The sequence below is a fragment of the Nocardia sp. NPDC003345 genome (assembly GCF_053589395.1).
The window spans coordinates 1-1,669 of sequence record NZ_JBSFRU010000587.1 but is presented as its reverse complement, the minus strand read 5'-3'; the positions used below and the strand labels follow the sequence as shown (position 1 = coordinate 1,669).

Below are 1,669 nucleotides of genomic sequence, written 5' to 3'. Positions count from 1 at the left end.
GGTTGGCGACGTTGTTCGATACGTTGCTGGTGTTCGAGTCGTATCCGGTGGACGCCGAGGGTATCCAGGCGCAGGCCACCGATATCGACGGCATGGCCGTCACCGGGTTGAGCACGGTCGATGCGACCCACTACCCGCTCAGCCTGATCGCGTCACTCGGCAGCACGCTGCAGATCCGGGCCGGCTATCTGCACGACATCTTCGACGAGTCCGAGGTACGGCGGATCGCCGACCGGCTGGTGCGGGTGCTCACCGCGATCACCGCCGCGCCGGACCGTCCGCTCGACGAGATCGACCTCATGGACGCGGCCGAACGGGATCTGGTCCTGCGCCGGTGGAACGACACCGCGCATACCGTCGACGCCACGGCCACCCTGGTCTCGATGTTCCACGCGCAGCTCGCCCGGACCCCGGACGCGCCCGCGCTGACCTTCGACGAGCAGACGCTGTCCTACGCGGAGTTCGCCGCCCGGGTGAACCTGCTGGCACGGTGGCTGATCGACCGCGGCGTCGGCCCGGAATCGTTCGTGGCCCTCGGTATGCGCCGTTCGATCGACCTGGTGGTCGGCATGTACGCGGTGACCGTCGCCGGTGGTGCGTATGTGCCGCTGGATCCGGATCATCCGGCCGAGCGCACGGAATACATCCTGGCCACCGCCGATCCGGTCTGCGTCCTGACCTCCGGGGACGATCTGCCGATCGACACCGCCCAGGTGCGGATCGACAAACTGGATCTCGCGGGCTACGCCGATACGGCGATCACCGATGCGGATCGGGTGGCACCGTTGCGGCCGGAGAACACCGCGTACGTGATCTTCACGTCGGGTTCGACGGGCCGTCCGAAGGGTGTGGCGGTATCGCATGCGGCGATCGTGAACCGCCTGGTGTGGATGCAGTCGGAATACGGGCTGGCGGCCGCCGATGTGGTGTTGCAGAAGACACCGTCGACTTTCGACGTGTCGGTGTGGGAGTTCTTCTGGCCGTTGCAGATCGGTGCCCGGCTGGCGGTCGCGAAGCCGGACGGTCATCGGGATCCCGCGTATCTGGCGGAGATCATCGATACCGAGGGTGTGACGGTGGCGCATTTCGTGCCGTCGATGCTGACCGTTTTCGTGGCCGCCCTCCCCGGCGAAGCGGGTGCGCGGCCGTGCGCCTCGCTGCGGATGGTGTTCGCCTCCGGTGAGGCGCTGCCGGGACGGCCCGCGCAGCGGTTGCGGGAACTGACCGGTACCGCCGTGCACAACCTGTACGGCCCGACCGAGGCCGCGGTCGACGTCACCTTCCACGAGGTGACCGACGCCGACACCGCGGTGGTGCCGATCGGCGCGCCGGTATTCAACACCCAGGTGTACGTGCTGGACGGCCGGCTGCGGCCGGTGCCGGTGGGCGTCGCGGGTGAGCTGTATCTGTCGGGCGCCCAGCTGGCCCGCGGATACGTGGCGCGCCCTGATCTCAGCGCGGACCGCTTCGTGGCGAGCCCCTTCGGTACCGGCGAGCGGCTGTACCGCACCGGCGACGTCGTGCGCTGGAACTCCGGCGGCGAACTCGAATACCTGGGCCGCACCGACTTCCAGGTGAAGTTGCGCGGTCTGCGGATCGAGCTCGGTGAGATCGAGACCGCGCTGACCGATATCGACGAGGTCGGCCAGGCCGTGGTGGTGCTGCGCTC

1 protein-coding gene is annotated in these 1,669 nt (G+C 68.5%); it reads left to right on the top strand.

Going from position 1 to position 1,669, the window contains the following annotated elements; translation table 11 throughout:
- Positions 1-1,669 (top strand): non-ribosomal peptide synthetase (locus ACWDU1_RS32220; RefSeq protein WP_450004194.1); only part of this gene is annotated, 1,669 nt, incomplete at both ends.